This window comes from Salinispora goodfellowii, from assembly GCF_059570675.1.
Genome location: NZ_JCANTD010000070.1, coordinates 1 through 5088, shown reverse-complemented (window position 1 = coordinate 5088; position 5088 = coordinate 1). Strand labels below are relative to the sequence as shown.

Genomic DNA, 5088 nt, shown 5'->3' with positions numbered 1-5088 from the left:
CGACAAGGGCAAGGGCGGGGAGAAGGGCAGGGGTTCGGAGAAGAAGCCGACGGGGATTCCGGTCCCGTGTGACGCGGATGCGTTGATCGCGCAGATCACCCTGGCCAATGCCCGTGGTGGTGCGGTGCTGGATCTGGCCAAGGACTGCACCTACCTGCTCACCGCCGACCTCAACGGTGCGGGGCTGCCCGCGATCACCGCCCCGATCACCCTCAACGGCGGCAAGAAGACCGTCATCGAACGTGCCGCCGCTGTTGACGAATTCCGGATCTTCACCGTGGATGTTGGCGGTGACCTCACCCTCAACAAGCTGACTGTCACCGGCGGGCAGACCGACGAGGACGGCGGGGGGATCCTGGTCAACGCCGGTGGAGCACTGACCACCAAGCACAGCACCATCACCCGCAACATCGCCGGCGGCTCGGGTGGCGGCATCGCCAACAACGGCACCACCCGGGTCAAGTACTCCACAGTCGACCGTAACACCGCCGCCACGGAGGGCGGCGGAATCTACAGCACCGGCCTGCTAGAAGTCATCAAGTCCCACATCGACAACAACACGGTTACCGGTGGCGGTGGGGGCGGCATCTCCTCAGCCACCAGCACCGTCACGGTCAAGGGCGGCACCATCTCCGGCAACTTCGCGGACGCCAGCGGAGGATTGCGGGTGGTCGGCGGCATCGGCACGGTTACCGGCACCACGTTCACCGACAACACGGCCCGCAGCAGTGGCGGTGGCGCCGCCCGGGTCGAGAGCGACGGGCAACTCACGATGCGGAAGGTCAACCTGACCGACAACACCGCATCGGCCCTCGGCGGTGCCTTGTTCGTGGCGTCAGACAGTTTCGCTGTCGTCGAGGACAGCATCATCAAGAACAACACCAATACTGGTTCAGCCGCCGGAGGAATCTACAACGCAGGCCAAACAGTCATACGACACACCAAGATCATCGGCAACCAAGCCGCCGACAACGGCGGCGGCATCTACAACGAAGGCACGATCAGCCTCTTCGCCACGAAGGTGGTCGAGAACATCTCCGCAACCGATGGCGGTGGCATCTTCAACGTCGCCGGCACGGTGAACCTGAACACCGCCACCGGCACCATCGTCATCAAGAACCGACCCAACAACTGCGTCAACGTCCCCGGCTGCGCCGGATAGCGAAGCCGCAGAACCACGAGGGCCCGCTCCCACCGTCATGTCGGTGCGAGCGGGCCCGCCGCCGGCCCGGTCGGAACGGGCCCTCCGCCGGCCCGGTCGGAACGGGCCCTCCGCCGGCTCGGTCGGAACGGGCCCTCCGCCGGCGGGGTCGAGACCGAGCTATCTAGAAACACGACGAGCCTCCTGCCAGAATTCGTCCGTGGACCGGACCCATACCTACGAGATCGCGACCACCTGGACCGGCAACCGTGGACGCGGTACGGCGGACTACCGCGCGTACGACAGGTCGTACGACACGGTGAGCCCCGGCCGCCCGCTCCTCGCCGGCTCCGCCGACCCGGCGTTCCGCGGCGACCCGCGACAGTGGAACCCGGAGCTACTTCTCGTCGCGTCGCTGAGCCAGTGCCACCTGCTGTGGTACCTGCACCTGTGTGCGGTCGACGAGGTCGTCGTCGTCGACTACCAGGACGCCGCCCACGGCACGATGCGCGAGGACGACACCGGTGCCGCCCGCTTCACCGACGTCCTGCTCCGCCCGGTGGTGACGGTCACCGATGTCGACATGGTCAAACGGGCGACCGCGCTGCACGTCGAGGCGAACGCCCGGTGCTTCATCGCCGCCTCGGTGTCCTTCCCGGTACGACACGAGGCGCGCACCGTGGTCCGGCTACCACCACCAGAACCGGCCAGGTAGCAGCATCGATCTCGAAGCTCATTCCCTCGAAACTGGGTTCCTCCCAACAAGCCCGCCCTCCGCATCGAGGGCAATGAGGAGTTGTTCCCATGTTCGACCGGAATAGCCCACACCGCCGCTCGCCGGTGTTCTCGACCCGGCGACGCGCGCTGGCCGCCGTGACGTCGTTCGCCCTCGTCGGCAGTCTTGCCCTCAGCGGGGCCGCCCCCGCGGCGAGCGCCGATGCCGTCCGCCACCGCGACGGCGTGCAAGCAGACCTCGACCGCCTCGTGGCCGAGGAGAAGTTCCCCGCCGCCCTCGCCGCCGTCCGCACCACCGACGGCCGTAGCCGGAACTACACCGCCGGTGTGGCCGAACTCGGCGCCAAGCGCAAACCCCCGGTCGACGGGCGGGTGCGCATCGGCAGCAACACCAAGACCTTCGTCGCCACCGTGGTCCTGCAGCTCGTCGGCGAGGACAAGGTCGACCTGGACGAGCCGATCGAGACGTACCTGCCCGGCCTGATCCGTGGCGACGGCATCGACGGGCGACAGATCACCGTACGGCAGGTGCTGCAGCACACCAGTGGCCTACCCGGCTATGCGGACGAGATCGCCCCGGACTTTTTCCTCCTCCGGCACACCTACTTCGAGCCGCGCGACCTGCTCGACCTGGCCCTCGCGGACAAGGCGAGCTTCGCACCCGGCGCGGGGTGGGAGTACAGCAACACCAACTACCTCGTCGCCGGGCTGCTCATCCAGAAGGTCACCGGCCGTCCGGTGGCTGAGGAGATCACCAACCGCATCATCGTCCCCCTCAAACTGCGCGACACCTACTTCCCGAACGTCGGCGAACAGGGCATCCGGGGCCGGCACCCGCACGGCTACTTCACCGACGATCCGGACAAGCCGCTGCAGGACGTCACGAAGATGGACCCGTCCTGGGGCTGGGCGGCCGGCGCGATGATCTCCAGCCCCAGCGACACCAATCGCTTCTTCGCCGCTCTCCTCGCCGGGGACCTGCTCCAGCCCGCCGAACTCGACCAGATGCGCACCACGGTCCCCGCCCTTCCCGGCCGCGGCTACGGCCTCGGCCTGATGAGCTGGGACCTGCCCTGCGGCGACCGCGCCTGGGGACACGGTGGGGACGTTCCCGGCTTCACGGCCCGCGGCGGCGTCACCGAGGACGGCCGCGCCGTCACCATCGCCGTCACCTCGACGCCCACCACGGAGAGGGCCGTCGGTCAGGTCGAGGCCGCCGTGGACGGGGCCCTCTGCGAGTAGGCCCCGGGAGGTTCCGTGCCTCGCTCCCCGGGAGGTTCCGTGCCTCGCTTCTTGGAGCGGGGCACGGAGCGCCGGGCGGATGCCTATCCGACATCCTGCAGGTCCTCCCGGGTACTGGCATTGGGTCCAGCCGGCCGCTCGGCGGCCCCAGCGCCCAGGCCCATCCCGGTGCCATCCCCGAATCGGGACAGCCATGGCCGGGCGTACGTGTCCTGACGGATCAGGACCAGGCAGACGATCGTGAACAACACGAGCACCGCGACGCTGCCAACGGCCAGGGCGGGAGTGAACGGCACCAGGAGGAGGGTGCTGACCAGCTCCGCGAAGATCAGCACGAACAGCACCCCGCGGATCGTCAAGGGTGTCAGTCGGGTACAGATCCAGGCCCCCAGCGGGGCCCCCACGGCCACCACCGGTGCGGCAGTGATCCAGTAATCAACCACAAACCCGGTGAAATCGCGGACGACGAAGACATGCGTCAGAAACGCGGCGATCGACACCAGCGTCATCATTACCACCGTGGTCGGGGTCGCCACCTTCTCCGAAACCCGAAAAAGCAACACGAGCAACAAGAACATGACGCAGTTCTCACCCACCCCGGCCACACCGCTCAGCAGTCCGCCGGCGAAACCGGCACCCAGGACCAGATTGCGCTCCCGGGCAGTCCACATCGGCACCACGAAATTTCGCCGATATCCGCGCTGACGCAGTTGCATGAGTAGCGCTACCGCGAGCGCCACGAGCAGCATCGTAAACAACACCCGCACCAGCTTCAGCGGCACATGTGGGGCGATCAGCGTCACGCTGAGCACCACGCCCAACATTCCCGCGGTCGAGCCGTACAGCACCACCCGCCGCTCTATCGGCACCCGGCAGAGCAGGATCGACAGCGAAGCCGCAGTCATGCCGATCGACTGGATGGCGAAGGTGAAGATACGCGCCTGGTCCGGCGGCACGGTCAGCAATTTCGTCATCACCGGAAAGGCGATCGCACCACCACCCTCACTGGTCCCACCCCCAACCAGTGATCCGAACACCATGGTTAGCGCCACCGGCCAGTTCTCTTCGAGTCGGGTAAAGTAGCCCCACCCCCACACCTTTGCCCAGATCAGCCACACGATCGCCGCGAGGACGGCGTTTACCAGCAACACTCGGGGAACTCGCACCATTTCCGCCATCCCGCCTTCCATAGTATTCCCTGAATCATCAGCCACGGTCTAGTCGTTCGCAGCCGCCAATGTTCGGCAAGGACCAAAAAGAGCAAAACAAAAGAATTGGCCAGCGGGCCGGTACGCCCTCCAGCTCCGGTCGCGCGGCCCTCTTCTGGTGGGCCGGGTCGAGCCGGGCTGGATCGGGGGCCGCCCACCAACCGTCGACCGATACTCAAGCCAGCCCAGCCCAGCCCAGCCCAGCGGACGGCCCTGACCTCAACAGAGATTTCACCCAGAACGCGTGCCCGATTCGGGCAGTTTTTTCGTGTTCATGTTGGTGTGGGGTGTGTGTCGGTTTAGGTTGCGGGTGGCTGCTACCGCCGGTTGGTAGCCGAGGGCGGCCCTCGTGGGTGCGGGTGGTGGGTCCTTGTCGGGTACGGGGGAAGGACATCGAGTTCACGATGAGTAATCAGGACCAGACTCAGGGGCCGGTGCGGCCTGGCGGGGGTCGGGCGCGGCGGCGGTGGTGGGCGGTGGGGTTGGCCGGGGTGACCGGTCTGGCCTTGAGCGCCGTCGGCGTTGCTGCCAGCCCGGCGGCGGATGCGCTCGGGCGTACCCTGACCGTCGCCGATGAGCACGGTGGTGATCGCGGCGGTGACCGGGGTAAGCGGGACGCGGGTAAACACGACGGGGGTAAGCACGACGCGGGTAAGCGCAAGCACGACGACAAGGGCAAGGGCGGGGAGAAGGGCAGGGGTTCGGAGAAGAAGCCGACGGGGATTCCGGTCCCGTGTGACGCGGATGCGTTGATCGCGCAGA

The 5088-nt window shown here is 67.2% G+C and carries 4 protein-coding genes and 1 pseudogene; 4 read left to right on the top strand and 1 reads right to left on the bottom strand.

Annotated features, from left to right (window positions below):
- The 3 genes from T398_RS26490 to T398_RS26480 form a co-directional block, all read left to right on the top strand.
- Nucleotides 1-1162: right-handed parallel beta-helix repeat-containing protein (locus T398_RS26490; protein ID WP_496450530.1), on the top strand; the 1162-nt coding region annotated here is incomplete at its 5' end.
- Nucleotides 1163-1361: 199 nt separating this feature from the next.
- Nucleotides 1362-1856 carry an OsmC family protein gene (locus T398_RS26485; protein ID WP_496450529.1) on the top strand — a complete coding sequence of 165 codons (495 nt, stop codon included), beginning with the start codon at nt 1362-1364 and terminating at the stop codon, nt 1854-1856.
- Between the two features lie 89 nt (nt 1857-1945).
- A complete protein-coding gene (locus T398_RS26480; protein WP_496450528.1) occupies nt 1946-3118 on the top strand; it encodes a serine hydrolase domain-containing protein in 1173 nt (390 codons plus the stop codon).
- An 83-nt stretch (nt 3119-3201) separates the two neighbouring features.
- On the opposite strand, the gene T398_RS26475 is transcribed toward T398_RS26480, so the two are convergent.
- The gene (locus T398_RS26475) at nt 3202-4287 is read right to left on the bottom strand and encodes a TSUP family transporter (protein ID WP_496450531.1); all 1086 of its coding nucleotides are present in this window, start codon (nt 4285-4287) and stop codon (nt 3202-3204) included.
- Between the two features lie 443 nt (nt 4288-4730).
- On the opposite strand from T398_RS26475, the pseudogene T398_RS26470 reads away from it, so the two are divergent.
- Nucleotides 4731-5088 (top strand): annotated as a pseudogene (locus T398_RS26470) (right-handed parallel beta-helix repeat-containing protein); the annotation flags it as partial.